Genomic DNA, 25376 nt, shown 5'->3' on the forward strand with positions numbered 1-25376 from the left:
TAGAGAATCAATTTTCACCAAAGTTTTTTAATTGCCTGTCGTGCTACAACTCGTCATTATAGTATTGTGGTATTATCAAAGCTGAATCCATTCAGCAAGTCATTGGTTTTCATACGTTTTTTAGCAGGTAATTGCAATTCTAATAGCTGTATATAACCATCTTTTACAGCTACACGCAGTCCTTTTTTACCTACTAAGAGTTCCCCAATAGAATATTGATGAGAGACAGGTTCGAAAATAGCATCATATACTTTTACATTTAGTACTTCTCCTTTTTGTACAAACGCTGTCCACGCAGTAGGGTAGGGGCTCATTCCCCTCACTAAACGCTCTATTGTCATTCCTTCCGCTTGCCAATCTATCTTACAAGTCTCTTTGTATATCTTAGGAGCTTCGGCAAAGGTTACTTCCTTGTTTTGTGGTTGGGTAGTGCAAGTCCCTTCTGCAATGCTATCTACGGTTTTCAGTACCAATTCAGCACCTTGCACCATTAGTTTGTCGTGTAAGGTGCCCGCTGTTTCGTGAGACTCAATAGGTGTAACCTCTTGTGCGATAATAGCTCCCGTATCAATCTTCTCGTCTATAAAGAAAGTCGTTACCCCTGTTTCCTTTTCCCCGTTGATAATTGCCCAGTTGATGGGGGCTGCTCCACGATAGTTAGGTAAAAGAGAGGCGTGCAGATTGAATGTGCCGTATTTAGGTAATCGCCATACCACTTCGGGCAACATACGGAAGGCTACTACTATTTGCAAATCGGGTTGTAAGGCTTTCAGTGCATTTACAAAAGTTTCATCTTTTAGTTTTATGGGTTGTAATACCGGTATCCCTTTGCTTTCGGCATAGAGTTTCACCGGCGACTGGTGTAGCTTCTGTCCGCGTCCCGAAGGTTTATCGGCTACCGTTACTACACCTACTACGTTGTAATGGTTCTCTACTAATGCTTTTAGCGACGCCAACGCAAAGTCAGGTGTCCCCATAAATACAATTCTCATTTTATCACTTGTCATCTTTTTTATCTTTTACCTTATAATCTTTTAATTGTCTCAGAGGCTCATTTTCTTATTTCAGTTAAGCGATGAGCTCGTTTTTAGCTTTGATTTATTTTGCGCAAAAATATAAAATTTGGTATTAATAGTAAAGTTTTTTGTAGTAAAACTTTTAATACGAGTTATTATTGGTTCTTCTTTCGCCCCTTAGAGTTAAATAACATCAATTCAATATAACAAAATTCTATTTTTCATTCGCCTTTCTCATCACTAATTCCCGATTTTCCGTCATACTCCCTCCTAGTGCCTATGGCCTAAGGCCTAGCACCTATTTCTCTTTCTTTCGCCTCGAAACCCCGTTTTTAACATTTTTATCATTGTTGTATCATAGTGTTAATCAACTTTTTATATACTCTTTCTATACCAATCGTCCAAGATTCGTATAAGCTTCCTATAAGCTCCCTATAAGCTAACCATACCCTCCTAACGACCATTTCTCACCAAAATCACTCTTTAATCACTTTCGAACTTCTCTGTTTTCTTCCGATAGCTCTAATCCTCTATCGCCCGTGTGACTCGCACCTCCCACCTGTCTGACTCTCGTTCTACAAGTCCGCCTCTGCTACTGCATTTCTTGTAGTTCGTGCCTCATTTACTCAGCACGGCATTCGTTTTTAAAATAATAGGCTTATATTTTATTAATAAACCACAAAAAAATAGTAGAGAATATTAGATGTTTTCTCTTTAGAAAGTCGCTTTTGCGGATTGCCCCCCTTCCTTTTGGGAAGGGGGAACGGGGGTTAGGTTTTTAAATACAAGCGCTCCATTTACTAAGTTCCAAATTTGCTAATTTGCCAATTAGTTTGTACTTTTGCACCAAATTATATTTACTCAACAGAAATAAAGCAAATGAATATATTACGATTTATCACCGCAGGTAGCGTAGACGACGGTAAAAGTACCCTTATAGGTCGATTGTTATACGATAGCAAAAGTATTTTAGCCGACCAGCTCGAAGCATTGGAACAACAATCAAAAAATAAGAACGACGATGGTATCGACCTCGCTATCATCACCGATGGGCTCCGTGCTGAACGCGAACAAGGGATTACTATCGATGTAGCCTACCGCTACTTTGCTACTCCCAAACGCAAATTTATCATCGCCGATGCTCCTGGTCATACCCAATACACCCGCAATATGATTACGGGGGCTTCTAATTCCGAGCTCATAATCATTTTGGTAGATGCTCGCAATGGCGTAACCGAACAAACTCGTCGCCATTCAATCATCGCCTCCCTGCTCAATATCCCAGAGGTAGTGGTAACCGTAAACAAAATGGACTTGGTAGGTTATAGCGAAGAGGTATTTAACAATATCAAGCAAGAGTACGAAGAGATTGCCAAACGTTTAGGATTGAAGAGCGTGCACTATTTCCCTATTTCAGCTTTTGTAGGCGATAATATCGTGAATACCACTGAGGCGATGCCTTGGTACAAAGGCAATTCGCTTTTAGACTTTTTGGAAACAGTAGAAATTACCAAAAACAACTATGACCAACCTCGTTTTCAGGTGCAGTACGTAATACGCCCACAAACCGAAGCTTTACACGATTACCGCGGTTATGCAGGAGAAGTCATTTCGGGCACTTATCGCAAAGGTGATGCGATAATAGTAGAACCGGAAGGTATTACTACAAAGCTCAGTAAGATAGAGTATAACGGCGAAGAAGTGGCAGAAGCAAAGGCAGGTGACCCAGTAGTACTACACATCGAAGACGATATCGATATTTCTCGTGGCGACTACTTTGCCAAACAAGGAGCAGAGCCTCAGCAAGGACAAGATATCGAGGCTATTGTATGCTGGATGGATAAACGCGAATTGCGCGAAGGCAATAAATACTTATTGCAACAGCGTAGTAAACTTGTAAAAGCAATTGTGAAGGAAATAGAGTATAAAATAGACGTCAATACCCTCAACCAAACTGAAGGTGTAGAAAGTGTAAAACTCAATGAAATCGCAAAAATCCGACTCAAAACGGCTTCCCCATTAGTATACGATGCATTCCAAAGCAATCCTCCAATGGGTAGTGCTATCCTCATCGATGAAACCAGCAACGCTACCGTAGGAGCTGTGATGATATATTAATGCGTTTATTTTTCTGTTTTATTTCACAATAATTCAAGTGAAAAAGCTTAAAGTATATATAAATAACATTAAATAATGTTAAAAAATAGATAGTTGTATATATTATACATATATTTGCATCAGAATAACATATAAAAAATTAAATTTATGACAGGTAAAGAATTACAAGAAGCACTTAACAAACTCTGCTCAGATATGAAAGCTAATTTGCCAGGATTTCTATTTTGTGGAATTCTTAATTCTGCTGAAGGAACTATTATGGCAAAAGCTTCATCCAGTCCAGAATTTTCAACAATTGCAGAAGAAACCGCTCCTATTTTTTCAACTATTGTAGCACAAGTAAAAAGTGTGGTTGCCTTAAGTGAATCATTAGACATTAAAGAAACACATAGTACTCTTATCGAAACCAATAAAATCACCTATGTAATTGGAATTTCGAATTTAGGAAAATTTTTTATTCTCTTAGCCTTAGACAGAGAAAAAGCTAATTTAGCAATAGCGAGAGGTTTGATTGAAAAAAGTAGACCCTTTGCAATAGTATTAGATGAACAGCTTTAAAAAGATATTAAATAATATCTTCATAGCACAAATTTAGGCACTCTAAATTTGTGCTTTTTTGTTTTTTCTGGAAAATATGTTGCACTTCACTAAAATAAGACAACAAGTTAAAATTAGTTTCTCTTTTATAGTATGTGATGCTTTCAAGAACTATTATTCTCATTGATAAAAATAGCAATACACTACCGTAGATCTGAATGATGATCTAATAATCAAATCCTATGAAAAGTTTTATACTTTAATTGATATAAAAAGAGCACAAAGCAAACAATCTGCTTTGTGCTCTTTATAATTTCTTCTGTTAAAAAAAATACTAAAAAAAGTCGTCTAATAATGTTCCAAACTCTCTTTTGCACTTGTAAAGTAAAGCTCTTGAAATACCAATATTTGATTTAGCTCTATCTAAAGCGGTGATAGAAAAGAATTTTCCTAAAGCTGAAATCATCAACATAAACGTAATTTTGTCTGTTTCAATAAGAATGTAATCTAACTCCAACTTTCCTAAAGCATCATTGCTATCTACCACTTTCTTTACTTGATTAACAATAGTAAGATGAAAAGCAGAGCCTTGCTCAATTATCTTTGAAGCTTCGTCATTAGCAGAAGCTTTGCTTAAGATAGAACCATCAGTACTGCTCAAAATTCCATAAAAAAGAAATCCTGGCATTCCTTCTTTCATATCTTGACAGTGAGCATCAAGCATTTGTTGTAGTTGTGCACCTGTCAGTTGTACTTCCGTATCTGTTTTTACGTCTGTACCTTTGGGTTGTAATACTGTATCTGTCATAATTATGATCTTTTATCGAGGCAAAGGTATAATATTTTTTTTATAAAAAGAAATTTTTATGAAAAATCTTTTTCTATAAATATAAAAAATTAATGCTAATGCAAAGAAAATCAATAATTAATACTGTAATAAGATTATCGTTCAAAAGTAAGAAATACTACAAAATTATTTCTGTGAGAAGAAAAATACTACAAATATAAAACGATATAAACTGTTTCATATAAAAAAGATTTAGGTGTCAAACTTCTTTTTTATATGAATATATAGGATTATTTAATTTATTGTTGTATCTTTGCCTAAGATTTTTACAGATAGAAAAATTACTATTAGACAAAGTAAATATGAAAATAAAGCTTTGTGATAAGATGAATATTATTTTTTTCTTTAAAAGTATATAACAAAATATATGATAACACATAAATTAACCTCAGAACAAGCAATGGCACTCGAAAATCAGTACGGTGCACATAACTATCACCCGCTACCCGTAGTGCTCAGCAAAGGGCAAGGGGTATATGTGTGGGATGTCGAAGGCAAACGCTACTACGATTTCCTTTCGTCTTACTCTGCCGTAAACCAAGGTCACTGCCACCCACGTATCATCAAAGCACTTACTGACCAAGCGCAAACTCTTACACTCACTTCTCGCGCTTTCTACAACGATAAGCTCGGAGTGTATGAAAAGTACGTAACCGAGTATTTTGGCTTCGAGAAAGTCCTCCCGATGAATACAGGGGCTGAAGCGGTAGAAACAGCTATTAAAATATGTCGCAAATGGGCTTACGAACAGAAAGGGGTGCCTGAAAGCGCTGCCATCATCATCGTATGCGACCAGAACTTCCACGGGCGTACCACTACAGTTGTATCTTTTTCATCTGATAAAAATGCGCGTAAGAACTTTGGACCTTATACACCTGGTTTTGTTTCCGTTCCTTACAACGATTTAGTCGCTTTGGAACAAGTTCTTGCTGATAATAAAGCAACAGTAGCAGGCTTTTTAGTAGAACCTATACAAGGTGAAGCTGGTGTATACGTTCCTTCTGAGGGGTATTTAAGCGGAGCAAAAGCCTTATGCCAAAAGTATAATGCACTCTTTATCGCCGATGAGGTACAAACAGGAGTAGCGCGTACCGGAAAACGTTTAGCAGTAGACCACGAGAATGTAAAACCTGATATATTGGTACTGGGGAAAGCCCTTAGCGGAGGTGTATATCCCGTGAGTGCTGTCCTTGCTGATGACCGTATTATGCACGTGATTAAAGCTGGGCAACACGGTAGTACTTTTGGAGGCAATCCCTTGGCAGCAGCCGTAGCGATTGAAGCCTTGCAGGTAGTAAAAGATGAACATTTGGCTGAAAATGCCGCTCGTTTAGGTGAGATTTTCCGCAAAGAAATTAGCAACTATATCAAAACCTCGAACATAGCTACCTTAGTGCGTGGTAAAGGTCTCCTAAATGCGGTGGTTATCAACGATACCGAAGAGAGTGACACTGCTTGGAATATCTGTCTAAGGATGCGCGATAATGGGTTGCTAGCTAAACCTACTCACGGCAATATCATTAGATTTGCTCCGCCATTGGTAATGAATGAAACGGAATTAAGAGAATGTATTGCTATTATTATCAATGCTTTAAAAGCGCTTGAAAAGTAATACACTATATTGTTACAGATAGAAAGCTACCTAAAACATCAGGTAGCTTTTTATTTATACAGAAATATTTTGTACATTTGCCCCATAGGAACAAAATTCATTTTATAAAAGAAAAAATTATGTATAATTTATTAAAAGGAAAAAGAGGCATCATCTTTGGTGCCTTAGACGAAAATTCTATCGCTTGGAAAACAGCAGAACGTGTACACGAAGAAGGTGGTAAGTTTGTACTTACCAATGCTCCCGTAGCAATGCGTATGGGACAAATAAAAAACTTAGCCGAAAAAACAGGCTCTGAAATTATTCCTGCCGATGCTACCAATATGGACGATCTCCAAAACTTGGTAACTAAAGCTATGGAGATTTTAGGGGGTAAGTTGGATTTTGTGTTGCACTCTATCGGTATGTCGGTAAACGTGCGCAAAAACATTCCTTATACCGAGTCTAACTATGTGAACACTGAAAAAGGTTGGGACGTTTCAGCGCTTTCTTTTCACAAAGTATGTCAAGTGCTTTATAAGAACGATGCGATGAACGAATGGGGTAGTATTGTAGCACTTACCTATATGGCAGCACAACGCACCTTCCCTGATTATAACGATATGGCTGATAACAAAGCTTACTTAGAATCTATTGCGCGTAGTTTTGGCTATTTCTTTGGTAAAGACAAGAAAGTGCGTGTGAATACCATTTCACAATCACCTACCGCTACTACTGCAGGACAAGGCGTAAAAGGTTTTGACGGTTTTATTGCCTATGCCGATGCTATGTCGCCACTGGGTAATGCCACCGCTCAAGATTGTGCCAATTATACGGTATCTCTCTTCTCCGATCTTACTCGCAAAGTAACGATGCAAAACCTTTTCCACGATGGAGGCTTCTCTAATACTGGTGTAAGCAACGAAGTAATTGAACGATTTACTAAGTAGTAGTTAGAAATTGGTTGTTAGTAGTTAGAAAACTAACGGCTAATAACTACTGACTAATAACTAATGAAATGAAGTATCTTTTCATTTATTTAGTGCGCTTTTATCAAGTAGCCATTTCGCCACTTAAGCCTCCTACGTGCAGGTATACCCCTACCTGCTCGCAATACACTTTAGAAGCCTTGCAAAAGTACGGTTTTTTTAAGGGAGGCTGGTTGGCTATTAAGCGTATATGTAGTTGCCACCCTTGGGGAGGAAGTGGCTATGACCCCGTACCTTAAATAAACAATAAAAATGCTTTGGGAAAACTTACTCTCTCTTAATAAATATGGTGATACTAGTCTTCGTTTGCGAAAAAATGAAGATGAAACACGACTCAGTTTTGATATGGATTATGACCGTGTGGTCTTTTCAAGTGCTTTTCGTAGCTTGCAAGACAAAACACAAGTAATTCCACTTTCAAAAACAAGTTTTGTACACACACGTCTTACACATAGTATTGAGGTGTCGGTAGTGGGGCGTAGTTTGGGGCGTGCTGTGGGTAAACACGTGCTCACCAAATATCCTCACTTGCGCGAATTGGGTTACCAAACAAACGATTTTGGAGCCATTATTGCAGCGGCGGCGGTAGCACACGATATTGGTAATCCACCTTTTGGACACAGTGGTGAAAAGGCTATAGGAGAGTTTTTTCAATTCAAAAAAGGAACTGCTATCAAACATTTACTCACAGAAGCCGAGTATGCTGATTTGTGTAGTTTTGAAGGGAATGCCAATGGTTTTAGAATTCTTAACGAAACACGTTTGGGGGCAGAGGGAGGTTTACGGCTTACTTATGCTACCTTAGGAGCTTTTACTAAGTATCCTAAAGAATCACTACCTGTACGTCCTACTGACCATATAGCTGATAAGAAATATGGCTTTTTCCAAGGCGATAAAAAATTCTTCAAAGAGGTGGCTGAAACTTTAGGACTAAAATCTAATAGTGTAAATGGTGAATTGCGTTATGCACGTCATCCCTTAGCTTTCTTGGTGGAGGTAGCCGACGATATTTGTTATACTATTATAGACTTTGAAGACGGTATCAACTTAGGGCTTATAGGCGAAGATGTAGCCTTAGAGTATTTAGGTGGTATCATTTCAGATAAGATAAATACTCATAAATATAGCAAACTACAAACTAAAGAAGAACGTATTGCTTATTTACGTGCAGTTGCTATAGGAGCTTTGATACAAGATGCTACTGATATTTTCTTGCAAAATGAAGATGCAATCTTGGCAGGAGAATTTCACCAGTCGCTTTTATATGATAGTAAATATCGTCACCAAATCACTGATGTAATAGATTGTAGTGTGGAACGTATATATCAATCCGATGAGGTTGTAGAAAAAGAAGTATCGGGTTATGTGGTTTTACAACATTTATTAGATATTTTTTTTACGGCTATTATCAATCAAGAAAACGGACGTGAGACATCATTTGATAAACTTTTGCTTAAAAAGTTACCTGAAAGGTATCGTAAAAAAGGCTCGTTATATGACAAGGTAATGGGCATTACTTGTTATATCGCAAGCCTTACCGATAGTAATGCAGTGGAATTACATCTAAAAACAGCCAATACAACCTTTAATATTTAATACTTTAATATGTTTATTATCAGATATATTATAAAGAAAGATTAAAAAAAGTTTAAAAAAACGCTCTAAAAATTTGCAGGTAATAAAAAAAGTAGTATCTTTGCAACCGCAATGAAGAAATGAATTGCACAAATTTACTGAAGGTCTGGTAGTTCAGCTGGTTAGAATACATGCCTGTCACGCATGGGGTCGCGGGTTCGAGTCCCGTCCAGACCGCTTCATAAGATTTAGTTGTGTTGTTTTGTGTAAATATTTTTACACGGGTTTATAGTAAACCAATGAAAGCTTTCCTTTCTCCAAGGAGAGCTTTTCTTTTTAAGTGAGATTTTGAATATAAATTCTCTTAAAATAAAAAAAACTGCCTATAAATTTTATAGACAGTTTTTTAGAATTTAATTATTAATCTAATCCTCGTGTTCTTCTAAATAAGCTTTTCTTACTTTTTTAAACAGCTCTGATGAATATACAAAGTCAGTAACAGCTTCGTTATCGGTGCGGAAAATAGTATCTTTAGAGCCTTCCCATTCTTTATAACCATTTTTAAGGAATACAATTTTAGCCCCTATTTCCATTACCGAGTTCATATCGTGGGTATTTATCACCGTAGTGATGTTAAACTCTTCCGTAATTTCCTGAATAAGGTTGTCTATTACGATAGAGGTCTTAGGATCTAGCCCTGAGTTAGGTTCATCGCAAAACAAGTAGTTAGGTTGGTTTACAATCGCACGAGCAATAGCTACCCGTTTCTGCATACCTCCAGAAATTTCTGATGGTAATTTATCTTCGGCATTTACTAGGTTTACGCGACTCAATACGATATCAGCACGCTCGCGTATTTCTTCAGGTGTTTTTTGAGAAAACATCTTCAAAGGAAACATCACATTCTCGAGCACCGTCATAGAGTCGAATAAAGCGCTACCTTGGAATACCATTCCCATTTTTTGACGCAAGGCTACACGTTCTTTGCGTTTCATATCAGCGTACTTCACCCCATCGTAGATAATGTCACCTGAATCGGGGGTAAAAAGACCTAAAAGTGATTTGAGAAATACAGTTTTACCTGAACCACTTTGCCCGATAATCAGATTTGTTTTACCTTTTTCAAAAGTAGTAGAAATACCTTTGAGCACTTCAGTTCCGTTAAAAGATTTATGTAAATTTTCTACTTGTATCATATTTCTGCTGAAGCTACCACTGCCTCTTTGTTTATTTTCTTCACCAAGCCTTGTAGAACTTTGCCAGGTCCTACTTCAATAAATTCGGTAGCGCCATCAGCAATCATCTGTTGTACACTTTGTGTCCATTTCACAGGAGCAGTAAGTTGCTTGATGAGGTTCTTTTTAATGTTAGCTTCATTGCTTACAGCCGTAGTAGTTACATTTTGGTATACTGGACAAAGCGTTTTGTGGAAAGTCGTTTGCTCAATCGCTACTGCTAGTTCTTCTTCGGCAGGTTTCATCAGTACTGAGTGAAAAGCTCCGCCTACAGGCAATACAAGAGCACGCTTAGCACCTGCTTCTTTCATCTTTTCGCAAGCTACTTCTACTGCTTTGAGTTCACCTGAAATCACTAACTGACCTGGGCAATTATAGTTGGCAGGGGTTACAATTCCGTCAACTGTTGCACAAAGTTCTTCAACCTTACTATCGTCTAAGCCTAATACGGCTGCCATTGTACCAGGTTGTAATTCACAAGCCTTTTGCATAGCAGCAGCACGCTTGGCTACTAATTGCAAACCATCTTCAAATGAGAGAGTCCCATTGGCTACTAAAGCAGAAAATTCACCTAATGAATGTCCTGCAACCATTTGAGGAGCAAAATTTTTACCGAGTACCTTACTAAGGATAACTGAGTGCAAGAAGATCGAAGGCTGGGTAACTTTGGTTTGTTTGAGGTCTTCATCAGTACCACTAAACATTATATCAGTAATAGAGAATCCAAGAATACCATTAGCTACTTCAAAAAGTACTTTGGCTTCGGCAGATTTTTCATATAAGTCAAGCCCCATACCTACAAATTGGGCTCCTTGACCAGGGAAGATGTATGCTTTCATTTGTTTTATTTTTATGAGATTGAAAATACAAAGATATTACTTTTCTATAAGAATGCCAAATATCTGTGTTAAAATATCTTTAGCGACTTCTTCTTTGCTTTTTAAAGGAAAACTGATTTGTGTTTCTTTAGTAATAAAAGTAACTTTATTGGTATCAGTACCAAAACCCGCTCCTGTATCGCGCAACGAGTTGAGAACAATACCATTTAAGTTCTTTTTCTCCAATTTAGTTTGGGCATTAGACACCTCATTTTCAGTTTCTAAAGCAAAACCAATAAGCGTTTGAGTCGTTTTGATTTTACCTAAAGATGCTAATATATCCACTGTAGGCACTAAGGTTAGACTGAGATTACCGCCTTTCTTTTTTATTTTCTCGGGGGCTACAATTTCGGGAGTATAGTCGGCTACAGCCGCGGAGAGGATAGCGATATCACAAGTAGGGAATTCGGTTACAGCAGCTTCGTACATTTGCTGAGCGCTTACCACCCTATGCAAGTGTATTTGTGAGTGGATATTCTTTTCGGAAGAGGGGCCTAATACCAAATGCACCTCAGCTCCTTGTCGTACGGCTTCATTAGCAAGGGCAATCCCCATTTTGCCAGAGGAAAAATTCCCAATAAATCGCACGGGGTCGATAGCCTCATAAGTAGGACCTGCTGTGATAAGTATTTTTTTACCCTTAAAAGGAAGATTTTCGGTGAGTGTATTTTCTATAAACAGCACTATATCTTCGGGTTCAGCCATACGTCCTTGTCCTACAAGTCCGCTAGCAAGTTCGCCATAAGTTGCGGGAATGATATGATTACCAAAAGACTTTAATTTAATTAAATTCTCTGTAACCGTAGGGTGAGCGTACATATCTAAATCCATTGCAGGAGCGACAAACACGGGAGTTTTAGCCGAAAAATAAGTCGCCAACAGCAGATTATCGCATACGCCGTGTGCCATTTTAGCAACCGTATTGGCAGTAGCAGGAGCGATGAGCATTGCATCAGCCCAGAGTGCTAACTCCACGTGGCTATGCCAAGCGCCCTCGGGAGAGGAAAAACTTGTGAGTACAGGGTTTTTAGATACTGTACTAAGGGTAAGAGGTGTTACAAACTCTTTTGCATTCTCAGTGAGAATTACTTTTACATTGTGCCCATTTTTGGTGAGCAAGCGCACTAATTGAGGTGTTTTATAAGCCGCTATACCCGCAGTGATACCAAGTACTATATTCATAATTTAGAAATATAATTAAAAAAGGCTCTAAACGGCAAGCGGATGCTTACTGCTTAAAGCCTAACAAATAATCTATAAATACCCAATTCTATTCGGCTTCACGGTAATAAATCTTACCTTCAAGCCATTCTTTTACAGCAATAGCTTGTGGTTTAGGCAGACGCTCATAAAAACGAGATACCTCTATTTGCTCTTTATTCTCAAAGATTTCCTCCAAGCTATCATTATTAGTAGCGAAAGCCTCTAATTTTTCTACCAATTCCTTTTTAATTTCGGCATTTATTTGGTTAGCTCTCTTAGCAATAATAGAGATAGCTTCATAAATATTACCCGTAGGTGCTTCTATAGCCGATTTGTTATAAGTAACAGTAGTGGTAGGAGCATCTATTTTCTTAAAATCCATAATGTAATGATATTATTTTTGTGATGTAAAACTTTTTAATGATGTGTTTATTTTCGTAAGCATATTCTCTGCTTCCTTTTTGTATTTAGTTTCAGGGTAGGCACGCAATAAGTTGTCGTAAGCTTCTTTAGCAGTATTGAGGCGTTCTTCTTTCTTAGTTTCTATACTGTTTATAGCCCACTCGTAAGCTGAATGCAAGCGCGTGTACAACGCATCTTCTCTAAAAGCACTACCTGGGTTATTGGTCAAAAAGTTGTCTAACGACTTCATTGCTGCTTGATAGTCGCGTATTTGGTCGTATTGTTTAGCTATTTCAAACTCTTTTTTCTCTAAGCGAGTTACTAAGTCTAAGGCTAGCTCATTAGCTTCCTTAGCATATTCACTATCAGAGTATCTATCCAAAAAGTATTGTAATTTCTCAAGAGCCTGATAAGTATAAGTTTGGTCTACACTATATTTAGGAGTTTCCAAGTAAAGCGATTTTGCTTCTAAGAAAGCCGACTCTGTAGCTTTTTCGCTACGAGGATATAATTTCTGAAGTCGTTCAAACTGATAAGACGCCAAACTGTATTGTTTTAGCTGATAGTAAGAATCTCCAAACATATAATAAATACGTTCTCCTTGTGGCTTACCCGCATATTCTGAAGCTATTTGTTCAAAAAGGCGTGTCGCTTTTTTATATTTTTTAGCCTTATATAGCTTTTCAGCCTCAGTGTATTTTACGCTTCCTTCTTTTGATTTCAAGGCCTTTTGATACTCTCCACACGAAGTAAAGAGCACAGTCAGAAGACCGATGATGATATATTTTTTTATTAACATTCGGCAAAAGTAAAAAGTTTTTCTGATATAACAAAATTATGTGAGCATTCCTCCATCAACATTGAGCACTTGCCCTGTGATGTAAGCCGACATATCGGAGGCTAAAAACACACAAGCATTCGCTACATCTTCGGGTTGTCCGCCACGTTTTAGAGGGATAGCATCACGCCAGCTTTGTACTACTTTTTCGTCAAGTACAGCCGTCATTTCGGTTTCTATAAAGCCTGGAGCGATAGCATTGCAACGGATATTTCGAGAGCCTAACTCTAAGGCAATCGATTTGGTAAAGCCGATAATTCCCGCTTTAGAAGCTGCATAGTTTGACTGTCCAGCATTGCCTTTCACGCCCACCACACTACTCATATTGATAATAGAACCTTTACGTTGTTTAAGCATAATGCGCTGTACCGCTTTGGTCATATTAAACACCGATTTGAGATTTACTTCTATCACCTTATCAAAATCTTCTTCACTAATGCGCATCAGTAGGTTGTCTTTAGTGATACCTGCGTTGTTTACTAGAATATCAACTGTGCCAAATTCCGCTACCACTGCATCTACAAATTCTTGCGACTGTGCGAAGTTAGAAGCATCGCTTTGGTAGCCTTTTACTTTCACACCTTTTGTAGCTAATTCTTTCTCTAATGCCATTGCAGCATCCACTGATGAACTGTACGAAAAAGCAATGTTTGCCCCGTGGGATGCAAATACTTTGGCTATACCACGCCCAATGCCTCTACTAGCACCAGTGATAATAGCTGTTTTTCCTTCTAATAATTTCATATTACTAATTGTTAATTATGAATTGTCAATTGTTTTCAACCGCCTATGCGCTTCACCTTAAAACCTTTTTCTTTGAGAAGTTGCATAATAGTGTCGCGGTAATCACCTTGTATGAGGATAGTATCGTTTTTCACAGTTCCCCCTACGCCAAGGTACGTTTTGAGTTCTTTAGCCAAAATCTTAAAATCGGCTTCTGCGCCATTATAGCCCTCAATTACGGTTACGGGTTTTCCTTTGCGTTTTTCGTATTTGCATAGCAAAGGATCATCCTGCAACCAAATATTAGACGAAACTTCTTCAGGTATCTCCTCTTCTATATGGTCAGGGAAAAGTGATTTTAACTGATCTCTTAAATCCATAACTATTTAGGTTGAGTGTAGCTGATACGCAATTTCACATCTTTTATAACAGTACCCAAAGGAGTAACCACTGCTGAAGATAGTATTTTGCCTTTTGTATTAGTGTCTCTCAAATATGCTCCTGAATTAGTGTTTTTTACATTAGAAGCTATTACTATTCCCAAAGGTACATTTGTTCCTATTTCATTAACCAGATTTAAAATATGATTGGTAATTCTCAATTGGTAGAAAGCTCCTTTTCCGTTTTCTTTTTGCAATTTTCCTAGGTGATAGAGATATGAATAAGTAGACGAATCAGCATTTGATGTTGGGTCGTACTGATAATCTACAAGCATAGCTCCTGTTTGGGTGTTATAGATAAAGAGACGTTCAGGCTCTTTTGTATAGCTTACTGAATTATCCACATATAACAATAAACTCGCATCGGTTACCATTAGTTTTTGTGACTTAATATTAGCAATATCTGTATCCGAAATAGTAATAGAAGCTGTTTGTCCTAAAGCTCCGCTGAGGTATATTTTACTGCTATCGGTCAAACTCTCTCCTGAATTGTTAAATAAGTTTACTGTAATGCCGTTCAGTGAAAGTTCATAACGATTTTTACGTGTTTCTGTAGTTGTAGAATTAGTTCCTGAAGTTTCATAGCTATATACAATCTCTATTTTTGCATTTGCCATATTTAGGAGCATCATTAAATCCTTTGAAAAGTTAGAAGTACTGACACTAATCCCTTTAAAATATTTTTTAAATTCATTAGCGTTAGCAAGTTCGCTACTGCCTTCCTTGTTGATAATTTTTGTTTGGAAGAAATTTGTGCTTAGTGGAATACGCAACCCTGGTGCTAATACATCTTGTACTTTTTTACTCTCATCTTCACTTGTTTGTGGGTTGTCAAACTGATAGCGAGTAATAGCTTTATTACTGATAGTGTAAGTACTAGTAGTGTTAGACACAATAGAAGCACCTAAATTACTTGTAATATTAGTGTCGTTTGAATAATATATTTTAGCATTGAGATCCGTATCAATATCACTTAAAAAATAGTTCAGTTCTCTCACATTCACTTGAAAGCTCGCATCTCTATTCCCATAGATAGAATCTAACGTATATTCTACATTTTGAGAGTAAGAAGCGTTGCTATTAGAACTATTCGGATTGAAGAAAGGAATGTATAGATAAGCTTCTGTAACGGTTTCGTTTTCTGATTTGTTCTCACTATTTTCAGAGGCTTGTGTTTTACTTCCAAAAGTCGGATTAACAGCTGGTAATGTTACTTGTGCCACTATGGTAGCCGATTTGGTACCAAAGGGAACTTGGCTATACTGTCCTAATAAATATCCTCCTAAACCGTTAGTTTGTACCGCACTTTCTTTTACTTGGCTTACCTGAATAGTAGCTGTAAATACATTAGTGTCAAAGTTAGGATTTTTTAGCAGTCCACCATCTATTTCGTTAAAATCATTACTTGAGCACGCACTGAAAAGTGTTACTATAGTAGCAAAAAATAAAATCTTCTGTATGTTATTCATTCGTTTGTTATTTCTTTAATATTTTAGTGTAAAATTCGCGGTAAGAATCTTGGAAAGTTTCCTTATCACTGTTGTAAAGCACAGGCTTTCTTAGATTTTTTAGGTAGGTTTGGAAATCCTCAGGCATATCTTCACTTACCACTACAACTCCATCCGAATACTTGATAGCGACACGCATCAAATTGTAATAAGTAGGATTTTTTAGCGGGTCTACCGTCTTTTTGCTAATACCATCAAAAGCCACTTTATTGATAAGCGTACTGTCCAAAGCTCCCTCATAATCGCTATCGAATACTGAGGTAACAATCTTACTTTCTGAAAAGATAGGTTCATCCTTATAATAGGTGCGCAAGTAAAGAGGCAACAAAGCCGATGCCCAACCGTGTATATGAATAATATCGGGTAACCAATTGAGCTTTTTAACAGTTTCTACAATACCTTTAGCAAAGAAAATACAACGCTCATCGTTGTCTGGGTACATATTGTTTTCCCCATCAAAGAGTGTGCCAGTGCGCCTGAAATATTCATCGTTGTCAATAAAATAAACCTGTATGCGCTCCTTAGGAATAGAAGCTACTTTAATAATCAGAGGTACATCAATATCATTGATAATAATATTCATCCCCGAAAGGCGTATCACCTCGTGCAACTGATGGCGTCGCTCATTGATATTACCAAACTTGGGCATAAAAATACGTATCTGCCCTCCATTGTTATTCACCATTCTCGGGGCTTCAAATGACATCTTTGCCAACTCGCTATAAGGCGAATAAGGCAACACTTCCGACGATACGTAGAGTACTTTTTTATCTTTCATAAAAAGTAATTAGTTATTTTAATTAGCTCTTAGAAGGCACAAAAGTACAAAAAATTATGCACATATCCATAATTTTATATAAGTTTGCACCCAAAAAAGATTTGATACCGATGATTTACACACACCAAAAGGAACTCCATAACCTGTTGGAAACCCTTAAAAATCAAGGAAAAACGATTGGTTTAGTACCTACTATGGGCGCTTTACACGACGGACATTTATCACTCATAAAAAAAGCTAAACAAGAGAATGATATAGCGGTAGTGAGCATTTTTGTGAACCCTACGCAGTTCAACAATCCTACCGATTTGCAGAAATACCCGCGCACCTTAGAAGCCGATGCCCAAAAGATTGCTCAGTTCAGTAAAGAGATACTCATTTATGCCCCTACCGTAGCCGATATTTATGGTGAAGAAGTAGTCGCTGAACCTTTCGACTTTGCAGGATTAGATAAAGTGATGGAAGGCACTTCTCGCCCTGGTCATTTCGATGGTGTAGGCACGATTGTTAAAAAACTTTTCGAGATTGTAATGCCCGATAGAGCTTATTTTGGTGAAAAAGACTACCAACAACTGCTTATTATTCAGCAAATGGTGCGACAAAAGGGCTTGCCAGTAACCATTGTTCCTTGCCCAATCGTGCGCAATGCCGATGGTTTGGCTCTCAGCTCTCGCAATGCTCTCCTCAGCGAGCCAATGAAACAGCGTGCTACCATTATTTACAGCACTCTACTCGCTGCCAAAGAACGTTTTGCTACTCATAGCCCTGCCGAAGTAGAAGCCTGGGTAAAAGGAGTCTTTACTCAACAGCCCGACTTCACCTTAGAGTATTTTACCATTACCGATGCGCATACTTTGCAATCTATTACCAAAAAAGAAGCAGGTAAAGACTACCGTGCTTTTATAGTAGTACACGCCGAGGGAGTAAGATTGATTGATAACCTTGCTTTTTAGGTAAAAAGTAATAAAAAACTTTGCCAAAACTCTAATAGTCTCTCGTGCTACGAGCTTTGGCAAAGTTATATATCTTGTAAATAGCTAATTGATTAATTTCCCTTCGTAACTATAAATACATTTTCTTTCTCTACTCCTATCACTTCGTGTTCTACATCTACGGGTATTTGATAGGTATCGAGGTCTTTGAGCACAATTTCTTCTCCATTGATAAGAAAACGTACAGTTCCTTTCACCATAATAAGGGTTGCAGGGATACTGGTAGTGTGTTTTTTCAGCACTCCTCCTTCACCTAAAGCTATGGCTACTTGTCTCACATTCTTGCCGTCTTTTACAAAATAAGTAGTAGGTTTATCAGTCTTAAAAGTGAGCTTATCGGCTAAGTTTACTTTCTGTAACGACTTTACGTGTTCTACTGTTTTGCCATTCACAGCTGTAATGTTGTGCATTTTAAGAATGTCCTGTGCTTTGCCAGCGCGTATACCACGACGGCAAAAGAGAACAATATTCTCTTTCCCTTTTAGTTCTTGCCATCGGGCACCCATCTCTTCCAAAGGAATATTAATGGCTCCTTCAGCAGTCCCCGCGGCATATTCTTTTGGAGTACGCACATCCACAAGGGTTACGTTGCCAGCGTTGATACGCTCAGCTAAGGTCTGTGCTTGCACAGTTACAGTACATAATATCAGTGTACTCATAGTGATTATAAATTTCATTTTTTTTATATTGTTTAAATGTACCAAGCAGTTAATCCGTGTATTGTTGCAGCAATTGAAGGTCCTATAATCATTGGTAATTCTTTTCTCTTAAAACCTATGATAACATCTATTATTTGTATTGTCATTGCAGTTGATAAAACTACTTTAACTACTGTATTATCAATATTAGTTATGAATGGTACTATAGCAACAATCAAACCAAAAGGGACAGCTCGCGCAGCATACATCTGAGTAAAAAATCTTTCCCCTATAGTAACCTCTTGCGATTTACTCATCCATTGAGGATAGAAAAGAACTAATATAGAAGAGATTATGCTTATTAATGATGCAAAAGCATTTAAAAATAATAAAACAATCATAAACTATTATTTAAGTTATTAGAATACTAATTATCACGACTTACAAAAATACGTAATTCACATAATCTTTACAAGATTTTATAAGTATTTTTATTACTAAGGTCAGCAACACTAAATTTCGGATTACAGTATTTTTCCTATTTTTAATATTTAACTATTACTCAAATTTCTTCACGTCTTTCTTTAGTATGCTATCAGTGTCTTGTGTACCAATAAACTTCATTCGTTCTTCTAAGTCGTTTCCATAGATGTTATTGATACGCGCAATCACACTGTTAAACGTTTGTCCTAATAGCGAAATATTGCTTTTAAGCTCTTCTTCTTTAAAATCTGGATTGTTCTTTACATTGTCAGCTAAAGCTTTTATCTGTGTTTGGAAAAGTCTAAGACGTGCTTTTACAGTAGGAACATTTATCTTTTCAGGAAAGGTAGCGTCATCGCTGAGTAATTCCCGTAAAGCATCTTCAATCTGTACCAACCAAAAGAATACTGAATAATAAGAGCTCTCTACTTCCGAATGTTCCCCCACAATCTTGTCCGAATACTGTCCTACTTTGTGAAAGTATTTAGCAGGAAGTTCTAAAACAGAACGATACAGAATTACATTGTCATTCTCTTTAGCATTCTCATCTAAGGAAAGTTTTATAGTGTAAGGAGCTGATTTTTTAGGTGAAAAAGTAATCTGATATCTGTTCCAATCCTCTTCCAGGGCGGTCTTTTTTACGTTGCTTGTCGAGGAGTTAAGTGTATCTAATGCAAAGGTTGCCGATAGTCCATCGCTGTTAGACTCTGAGAAATTTAGGTTTACTTTTGGATAGTTTACTTTTTTTAAAACTACAGAAAAAGTATAAGGAATATTTGCTACCAAAAATCTACTCCATTGTAAAGAGGCTACCTCATTGTTCTTTTTCTTTTCAAACCTAAAAACAGTATCTTTCGAAGCCTCTGCGGGAGCCCGCCAATCACGTTCTACTAAGCTATTGATGTTCTCAGTTTTAGAGTTGATAGGGTACAGTCTACTGTACACCAAGAGGCTATCGGGGTTTGAGAGCATTAAATCATCTGTGTTTTTAATCTTGGCAGGAGCCATCGAAACAATCACCTGCATCAGCGATTGAAAACTCTTCCAATGCTTCATATCCTCTTGAGCTTTAGGAGTAAGGTCTATCAATTTGAACTCCTCAAAGTCAATTGATTTAACTTTGTGCACTTGCCTTGTTTTGTTAGTCTCTTTGTCGTCATTACACGAAATGAAACACGTTAATAAACTGAATAATATATAAAATCTGTACTTCATAACCTCTTGTATTACTGAAAACACCAAAGCCAGACTTACTTACATAAATCTGGCTATTAGTGATAAATCTAAAACCTAAATGACTATTTAGCTAACTTGTTAATATGTTTAGCTAAACTGCTCTTTAAATTCGCCGCTTTATTAGCGTGAATAATATTTCTCTTAGCAAGTTTATCAATCATCGAAACTACTTTAGGGAAAAGAGCTCTGGCTTCTTCTACATTTTCCAAAGCGCGTAGTTTTCTCACGGCGTTACGAGCCGTCTTGTGTTGATAACGATTGCGTAAACGAGCTGCTTCGTTTCTTCTGATTCTTTTTAATGCTGATTTATGGTTTGCCATTTTCCTTTATTAGTTTTATTTTTATCGCCGTACCTTTCCTTTTGAAGATACTTCTAATAGTTGCATTTAGTAGTCCGTAGGGGAATCGAACCCCTGTTACAAGGATGAAAACCTTGCGTCCTAACCCCTAGACGAACGGACCTTGAAAATTATTGTTTAATCCAAAAAACTTAATATATGCTTGTAGTCCGTAGGGGAATCGAACCCCTGTTACAAGGATGAAAACCTTGCGTCCTAACCCCTAGACGAACGGACCATTCTGCCATTAAAGCACTACTTCTCCTTTAATGCGGTGGCAAAAGTACTACTTTTTTTTATACCTGCAATATTTTTGAACATTTTTTTTACTAAAACGCTAAAATTATTTCTTAAGTGTCTTATAGTTAGTAGGTTGTTAATCTGTGTTTTTTCTATGTAAACAATTCTTTTTATTTAGCTGTTACAAATTTAGTAAAAACGTAAGTGTGTTTACACCATCGGCGTAATCCCATAGTTTAGGAGTCTGCGTTTGCCCGAAGGGTATTTCACCATCTATAAAATTATGACCTACTACACATTGTATCTTTTCTCTGTCGGTTGCTAATTTCTTTTTTAGGGCTTCTTTATTGGTGTAATATTCATAGAAAAGAGTAGCAATAGGTGAACCGTAATGTTCGTCTTCTTTCAGCAGTAAGAAACCGTTCTCGAGTAGTTTGTACAAGCTCATCAGGTAAACGGCTTTGTTGTAGTCGTAGTTATTGGCGTATTTTTGTTCTTCAATAATGTCTTTATATGGGTAGATAGCCTGAAATAATAGGTCGAAATCATAACCCTGGGGCACAAATAGTTTGGAAACACTTCGGCAACCCAAGCCGTAATACAAAAAGATGTCTTTACCTAAATCCTGCAATTCCTCAGGCGTTTCTTCACCTGTAAGTACGGCTACTGAATGGCGGTTTTTCCTTATAATATGGGGTTTCTTGCCAAAGTAATACTCAAAATAGCGTGCGGTATTATCGCTACCCGTAGCTATTACTGCATCGTATTCAGTTACTTTATCATCTGTAAAAGCTACCGCTTCTGCCCATTCAGGGGCAAAAGCCTTCATCTGTTTTATAAGGTAGGGAAGTAGTACGCGGTCATCGCTGGAGAGCTTCACTATTGCCTTATGTCCTGCTACCAATACGCACAACAAATCGTGGAAGCCTACCAAAGGCAGATTACCAGCCATTATAATCAATATTTTTTTAGGCGAAGTAGTTTGTGGTAATTGATATTGCGACAGCCATTGTTGTACATTGTTTTTGCTGAGGGCTTCACTCCAAGATTTAAAGGCAAATATTACATTAGCACGCGTAAACCAACTGTTCTGCTGTTCCGCTTTATCAAATATATCGTTGAATTGTTCGGTTTTAGAAAGCAGTTCTCCTAACCGAACTAAGTTGTTTATATTTTGTTGCTTCATTAGAAAGTATCTATTTTACCTTTTATCTTTTACCCCTTTACCTTTTACTCACATACCCAGCTGTGAGCCCTCGCTGGCTTTATCTTTTACCTTTTATCTTTTACCTTTTATCTTTTACCTTTTACCTAAAACGATGGTACTATCCCAATCCGTACGCCAAACTTAGGATTACGCACCCCATTCACATCATTGAAATCGTTACGCCATACGAAATCTACTCGTATAAAGCGAAAGTTTCCTAACCCTATGTTCTCAATCCCAAATCCGTATTCCCAATACAGTTTTTCAGGTGAATTGAATATAATATTGGTAATATTAGCTTGTTTGTTCTTGTCAGAGAGTGTTCCGTAAGCAAATCGTCCAAATATTAAACTCTTAAAGCGCGTTTTTTGCAAAAAAGGAATGCGGTTGAACAAGAAACCATCAAAATGATGCTCAAAATATCCATTGATATAGGTGTCGGTAATGAAATCGTAGTAATCTAAAAGCGCAAAAGTGTTAGGAGCTGATGAATACGATTGGTTTGCAGGAGTAGGGGTTAGTGCTATCAGAGGTGCTGTACCGAATACCTTCCCTGCTTCCACCGTAGCGTGGAAAATACCGTACCCGAAAAGTGGAATTGGTTTATAGAGTATCGTTTGTACTTTGTCGTAATCAAACTTACTGTTTAATACACCGTCTACGCCTTTAGAGTATTTAAGGGTATACATCGGGAAGAGCTTTTTGCCATAACGCTGTTCCACCCCATAGCCAAATACCTTTCTGTTGGGGGTAAAGGTAAATTGTGCCCCTGTATAAAAGTTGTCGTATTCGTGAATTTCTTCGCCTGTCTTGGGGTTTCGGTAGGCAATGAGGAAGTTCTCTTCGCTTGCCGAAGTGAGTTTTTGGTAAGTACCAAATACCGAAAACTGCAAGTTAGGCACAATATCATAGTTAATAACACCTTGTACTTTTCTGTTGCGAGTAAGATAATAGTTCTCACCACGTGCAATGATAAAGTTGGTAGTATTTTCAAAATCTAATTTGGTATCGTCGTGCATCACAAAGGTACCCAATTGCAAATTGTCGTTCTGATAGCCTGCTCCAAAGGTAATACGCGGACTGTGAGAGATAAGGTATTTACCACTGATACCGTATTTAAACTCTTTGTCTCTCACCCCATAAGCTCCGTATACATAGGTGCGGAAGCGGTCATCGGTAGAGAAGAACGAACGAAAGCCAGCTCTTAGCCGTAAACCCTCTACGTTGTTGCTCGAGAAAGTTTGCCAAAACCTGCCAAACTGCATATAATTGCCAATAGGAATATAGCCCGACGTCACGATATCAGTTACATCTCCTATCATCTTGATGCGTTTATTGCTCCCCACTTCCCGAATCAGAACTTTTGTTTTAGTGAGGTCTGCTCCTCCTAAGGTATTTGCGTCCCAATAACTATCGTCTTTGTAAAACTGATTTTTCGCAACCTTTACCACCTGCTCGTCATAAAAATTAGCAGGTTTAGGCTTGTTGAGAACAATATCCGAAAAAGTGATGTAGTTCTTTACATACAATCCCTTTTCTTCGTCTTTCTTTGTCAGGAGCGTAAAGTCCCCTTCTTGTATCTCGTGTTCAGGAAGGTAAATACTGTCGTTGGCAATGGTAAAGTATTTTTCAAAAGAAAGTCCACGTACTAAGTTGATATTCGTTTTAGCCGTAGTATGCATCTGTATCGAACTCACTATATAGGTCTTAGTGTCTACTTCAAACTTTCCCTCTAATGCTAAATCTTGGTCATCACGAGGAAAAAAGTTGATGCGATAGAACGAGCGGTCGTCTCTCTGAATTGTATCGCTCAGCACGTACAGATATACGCCATAACCAAACTCTGCTAGCGGACTCACAAAGGGCTTGTTCAGTATCATATAAGTATTGTCGTAAATATCAAAATCGTCAAACGACTGACTTACGCGTTCCAATCCAAATCCTTGTTGTACAATCCCTTGAGCACGTTCAGCTTCTATGTCTACTCGCTTTTTCCCCAACTGATTGTTGCCGTAAACCGTTTCTATTTTTTCAGTGAGATACATTGGCAGAGAGAAGGTCTCTTTGTATTTCTTCTCAGAAAGAATACGCCTGATGGTGTCATATTCCTTTCCTAAAGCCTTTTTTAAGAAGATGGTATCGAGGTTGTTCACCCCCAATTCCGTTGTACTGTGTTTTTTAAACTGATACGCCGTAGCGTTTTGTAGTCCACGCTTCTTTTTATTCTTCCAAATACCTTGCAATACGGTATAGGCAGGGTTCTCTTTTTTAGAAAGTGCCTTAGTAGGTTTCGCTACAACTGTTACCTCTTCGAGCAATTCCCCTTCCACCAATACCACTACCAAATCCTTGGTGTTGTCTTTGTCTAAATGTATTTTCCTAGTGTTGTATCCTATAAGTGAAACTTCTAAATCCTTCTGTCTTTTCTCCGAATACAGAGAAAACCGCCCTTGGTCGTCGGTATAAGCTCCAATGGTAGTCTTTGCAAAAATCACATTGGCATAAGCCACGGGGTTACCGTTTTCATCAATCACTTTACCCGACACGTGTGTCTGCCCCCATACTTTTGTAAGACAGAGTATTAAACCGAATAAAAGGAGCAGTAAGAAGCGTTTTTTCATCGTATAAAATAACTTTTAAAATGCAAAGATATAAAAAATAATAAAAATAATATACAGAATGCTACTTTTCTAAAACCAAATCTACTGTATATTAACGTCAGTTCCATATAACAAAATACTGAATTATAATTATATTCGCATCATAATCCGTGTAAATCCAGCAACGAAGTTGCCAATCTGTGCCCATCACATTTGTCAATTATCAATTGTCAATTGTCAAATGAAAGACTATCCGTGTATTCCGTGTAATCAGTGCGCGACTTTAAAACAGCGAAGCTGTTTATTCATTTGATTAATGAAAGTTTAACTATATATTTCTTACGTCGAACTCACTTTATATTATTATACCCCCCCCCTTATTTTTTGTAGACCTGCCTTTCACGAAAATAAAACCCTCATTTTCCTTCTATTGTTCCTTTGTCATTCGTCACCCCCGTCCCTCTTCATTCGTCGTTCGTCCCTCGTCATTACTTCTCTTTTTCGTCATACTCCCCCTAGTGCCTATGGCCTAAGGCCTATCACCTATTCCTCTTTCTTTCGCCTCGAAACCCTGTTTTTACCATTTTTTATGTCGCTGTATTATACTATGAGTCAACTACTTATATACCCTTTCTATACCAATCGTCCAAGATTCGTATAAGCTTCCTATAAGCTCTCTATAAGCTAACCATACCCTCCTTATAGTCTTTTTTCACCAAAATCCCTCTCAGCTCCCTTCTGAAAAATTCCGTTTCCTTCCGAATCCTCCTATTCCCTTCCTCAGCTTATCCCACTTGTCCGAACCACCTGAGTCTCTCCGGAATTCTTCAACTAATTTCCACTACTTCCTAATTTACTAATTTCCCAATAATAAAAAAATACCAAAGGAAGTAGCACACGCTGCTTCCTTTGGTAATAAGGTTATTCAGAAATTAAATTGGAGACTTTAATTATGATTTTTTTG

Annotated in this window: 24 protein-coding genes and 3 tRNA genes; 8 read left to right on the plus strand and 19 right to left on the minus strand. The window is 37.6% G+C overall.

Annotated elements, in window-relative coordinates; genetic code table 11:
* Positions 1–56: 56 nt before the first annotated feature.
* On the minus strand, positions 57–1007 hold the full coding sequence (gene fmt / locus HMPREF1320_RS10510) for a methionyl-tRNA formyltransferase (RefSeq protein ID WP_009418640.1): 951 nt from the start codon (positions 1005–1007) through the stop codon (positions 57–59).
* Positions 1008–1895: 888 nt separating this feature from the next.
* Between fmt and HMPREF1320_RS10515 the strand changes: the two genes are divergently transcribed.
* Both HMPREF1320_RS10515 and HMPREF1320_RS10520 read left to right on the plus strand, forming a co-directional pair.
* Positions 1896–3134: a sulfate adenylyltransferase subunit 1 gene (locus HMPREF1320_RS10515; RefSeq protein ID WP_009751621.1), complete on the plus strand. Its 1239-nt coding sequence runs from the start codon at positions 1896–1898 to the stop codon at positions 3132–3134.
* Between the two features lie 147 nt (positions 3135–3281).
* The gene (locus HMPREF1320_RS10520) at positions 3282–3692 is read left to right on the plus strand and encodes a hypothetical protein (protein ID WP_009751611.1); all 411 of its coding nucleotides are present in this window, start codon (positions 3282–3284) and stop codon (positions 3690–3692) included.
* A gap of 313 nt (positions 3693–4005) precedes the next feature.
* On the opposite strand, the gene HMPREF1320_RS10525 is transcribed toward HMPREF1320_RS10520, so the two are convergent.
* Entirely contained in the window at positions 4006–4479 is a 474-nt protein-coding gene (locus tag HMPREF1320_RS10525) for a hypothetical protein (protein WP_009418655.1), read from the minus strand.
* A gap of 406 nt (positions 4480–4885) precedes the next feature.
* Between HMPREF1320_RS10525 and rocD the strand changes: the two genes are divergently transcribed.
* The 5 genes from rocD to HMPREF1320_RS10550 all read left to right on the plus strand — a co-directional run bounded on the left by rocD (position 4886) and on the right by HMPREF1320_RS10550 (position 8910).
* Positions 4886–6130 carry an ornithine--oxo-acid transaminase gene (gene rocD / locus HMPREF1320_RS10530; protein WP_009751617.1) on the plus strand — a complete coding sequence of 415 codons (1245 nt, stop codon included), beginning with the start codon at positions 4886–4888 and terminating at the stop codon, positions 6128–6130.
* Between the two features lie 119 nt (positions 6131–6249).
* Positions 6250–7059: an enoyl-ACP reductase gene (locus HMPREF1320_RS10535; RefSeq protein WP_009751608.1), complete on the plus strand. Its 810-nt coding sequence runs from the start codon at positions 6250–6252 to the stop codon at positions 7057–7059.
* 68 nt (positions 7060–7127) lie between these two features.
* Complete coding sequence (gene yidD / locus HMPREF1320_RS10540; protein WP_002680684.1) at positions 7128–7337, plus strand: membrane protein insertion efficiency factor YidD; 210 nt, start codon at positions 7128–7130, stop codon at positions 7335–7337.
* A gap of 13 nt (positions 7338–7350) precedes the next feature.
* A complete protein-coding gene (dgt, locus tag HMPREF1320_RS10545; RefSeq protein ID WP_009418643.1) occupies positions 7351–8694 on the plus strand; it encodes a dGTP triphosphohydrolase in 1344 nt (447 codons plus the stop codon).
* A gap of 142 nt (positions 8695–8836) precedes the next feature.
* Positions 8837–8910, plus strand: a tRNA-Asp gene (locus tag HMPREF1320_RS10550).
* A 188-nt stretch (positions 8911–9098) separates the two neighbouring features.
* On the opposite strand, the gene HMPREF1320_RS10555 is transcribed toward HMPREF1320_RS10550, so the two are convergent.
* The 9 genes from HMPREF1320_RS10555 to HMPREF1320_RS10595 form a co-directional block, all read right to left on the minus strand.
* Positions 9099–9869 (minus strand): ABC transporter ATP-binding protein, encoded by a 771-nt coding sequence (locus HMPREF1320_RS10555; protein ID WP_009751636.1) that lies wholly within the window; start codon positions 9867–9869, stop codon positions 9099–9101.
* Entirely contained in the window at positions 9866–10747 is an 882-nt protein-coding gene (fabD, locus tag HMPREF1320_RS10560) for an ACP S-malonyltransferase (RefSeq protein ID WP_009751644.1), read from the minus strand. The genes HMPREF1320_RS10555 and fabD overlap by 4 nt, the downstream gene beginning before the upstream one ends.
* Positions 10748–10783: 36 nt before the next feature.
* Complete coding sequence (gene coaBC, locus HMPREF1320_RS10565; protein WP_009751657.1) at positions 10784–11968, minus strand: bifunctional phosphopantothenoylcysteine decarboxylase/phosphopantothenate--cysteine ligase CoaBC; 1185 nt, start codon at positions 11966–11968, stop codon at positions 10784–10786.
* A gap of 88 nt (positions 11969–12056) precedes the next feature.
* Positions 12057–12371, minus strand: a complete 315-nt coding sequence (locus HMPREF1320_RS10570; protein WP_002670957.1) for a DNA-directed RNA polymerase subunit omega — start codon at positions 12369–12371, stop codon at positions 12057–12059.
* A gap of 12 nt (positions 12372–12383) precedes the next feature.
* Complete coding sequence (locus HMPREF1320_RS10575) at positions 12384–13190, minus strand: outer membrane protein assembly factor BamD (RefSeq protein ID WP_034554581.1); 807 nt, start codon at positions 13188–13190, stop codon at positions 12384–12386.
* 36 nt (positions 13191–13226) lie between these two features.
* Positions 13227–13973, minus strand: coding sequence for a 3-oxoacyl-[acyl-carrier-protein] reductase (gene fabG, locus HMPREF1320_RS10580; RefSeq protein ID WP_009751616.1), 747 nt, complete (start codon positions 13971–13973; stop codon positions 13227–13229).
* A gap of 35 nt (positions 13974–14008) precedes the next feature.
* The gene (locus HMPREF1320_RS10585; RefSeq protein ID WP_009751607.1) at positions 14009–14332 is read right to left on the minus strand and encodes a translation initiation factor; all 324 of its coding nucleotides are present in this window, start codon (positions 14330–14332) and stop codon (positions 14009–14011) included.
* A gap of 2 nt (positions 14333–14334) precedes the next feature.
* On the minus strand, positions 14335–15861 hold the full coding sequence (locus HMPREF1320_RS10590; protein WP_009418638.1) for a DUF4270 domain-containing protein: 1527 nt from the start codon (positions 15859–15861) through the stop codon (positions 14335–14337).
* 7 nt (positions 15862–15868) lie between these two features.
* On the minus strand, positions 15869–16678 hold the full coding sequence (locus tag HMPREF1320_RS10595; protein ID WP_009411690.1) for a glycogen/starch synthase: 810 nt from the start codon (positions 16676–16678) through the stop codon (positions 15869–15871).
* A 56-nt stretch (positions 16679–16734) separates the two neighbouring features.
* Here HMPREF1320_RS10595 and panC point away from each other — a divergent pair, with 56 nt between their 5' ends.
* Positions 16735–17631 carry a pantoate--beta-alanine ligase gene (gene panC / locus HMPREF1320_RS10600; RefSeq protein ID WP_083835400.1) on the plus strand — a complete coding sequence of 299 codons (897 nt, stop codon included), beginning with the start codon at positions 16735–16737 and terminating at the stop codon, positions 17629–17631.
* A gap of 92 nt (positions 17632–17723) precedes the next feature.
* On the opposite strand, the gene HMPREF1320_RS10605 is transcribed toward panC, so the two are convergent.
* From HMPREF1320_RS10605 to HMPREF1320_RS10640, 8 genes are all read right to left on the minus strand, one after another.
* A complete protein-coding gene (locus tag HMPREF1320_RS10605) occupies positions 17724–18347 on the minus strand; it encodes a rhodanese-like domain-containing protein (protein WP_034554591.1) in 624 nt (207 codons plus the stop codon).
* Positions 18348–18361: 14 nt separating this feature from the next.
* On the minus strand, positions 18362–18709 hold the full coding sequence (locus tag HMPREF1320_RS10610; RefSeq protein ID WP_034554582.1) for a hypothetical protein: 348 nt from the start codon (positions 18707–18709) through the stop codon (positions 18362–18364).
* A 157-nt stretch (positions 18710–18866) separates the two neighbouring features.
* A complete protein-coding gene (locus HMPREF1320_RS10615; protein WP_034554585.1) occupies positions 18867–20006 on the minus strand; it encodes a hypothetical protein in 1140 nt (379 codons plus the stop codon).
* 83 nt (positions 20007–20089) lie between these two features.
* Positions 20090–20347 (minus strand): 30S ribosomal protein S20, encoded by a 258-nt coding sequence (rpsT, locus tag HMPREF1320_RS10620; RefSeq protein WP_009751632.1) that lies wholly within the window; start codon positions 20345–20347, stop codon positions 20090–20092.
* Between the two features lie 70 nt (positions 20348–20417).
* Positions 20418–20489 (minus strand) — tRNA-Glu (locus tag HMPREF1320_RS10625).
* Positions 20490–20531: 42 nt separating this feature from the next.
* Positions 20532–20603, minus strand: a tRNA-Glu gene (locus HMPREF1320_RS10630).
* 183 nt (positions 20604–20786) lie between these two features.
* Entirely contained in the window at positions 20787–21791 is a 1005-nt protein-coding gene (locus HMPREF1320_RS10635; protein ID WP_009751656.1) for an acyl-CoA reductase, read from the minus strand.
* A gap of 125 nt (positions 21792–21916) precedes the next feature.
* Positions 21917–24433, minus strand: a complete 2517-nt coding sequence (locus HMPREF1320_RS10640; protein WP_009418652.1) for a DUF5686 and carboxypeptidase-like regulatory domain-containing protein — start codon at positions 24431–24433, stop codon at positions 21917–21919.
* Positions 24434–25376: the final 943 nt, after the last annotated feature.

Source organism: Capnocytophaga sp. oral taxon 335 str. F0486 (genome assembly GCF_000277665.1).
GTDB classification, from domain to species: Bacteria; Bacteroidota; Bacteroidia; order Flavobacteriales; family Flavobacteriaceae; genus Capnocytophaga; species Capnocytophaga ochracea.